We start from the raw sequence: 420 nt of genomic DNA, 5'->3' as shown, positions 1-420 counted from the left end.
GCACTGACATTGATGCCTTGCAGAGCCAGTTCTTGCGCGACCCGCAGCGGGCCATGAGTTGGTCTGGTGAGGGAGTAATCGAGGATGGCCTGTTCAATCTCGGGAGCGACCCGATTGGGATGAGCCCCTTTACAGCCGGGCAATTTGTCGAGCAATCCCTCGGCGCCATAGGTCTGGTAATTACGGCGAATTTCGTAGAACTGCTGACGGCTGTAGCCGATGAGCTTGCAGGCTTTGCTGACATTATTGAGCTCTTTGGCGAGCTCTAGCAGGCTGAGTTTGCGACGTGCTACTTTCTCGTTGGTGGTCATACGGTGACTCCGGATAACACGGTAGGGGTACCGTTTTGTTATCCGGTTTGAAGCCGTATGACCACTCCCTTTTGTGGGCAACTGTCAGGTGAATACCATCTCCATACAA

General features: G+C 53.8%; 1 protein-coding gene. It reads right to left on the bottom strand.

Going from position 1 to position 420, the window contains the following annotated elements; genetic code table 11:
• On the bottom strand, nt 1–311 hold a 311-nt coding region (locus J9892_RS21410), incomplete at its 3' end, for a helix-turn-helix domain-containing protein (RefSeq protein WP_210538920.1).
• Nucleotides 312–420: the final 109 nt, after the last annotated feature.

Source organism: Aeromonas sp. Prich7-2 (assembly GCF_017939255.1).
GTDB classification, from domain to species: Bacteria; Pseudomonadota; Gammaproteobacteria; order Enterobacterales; family Aeromonadaceae; genus Aeromonas; species Aeromonas caviae.
This window is presented reverse-complemented; position numbering and strand designations above follow the sequence as displayed.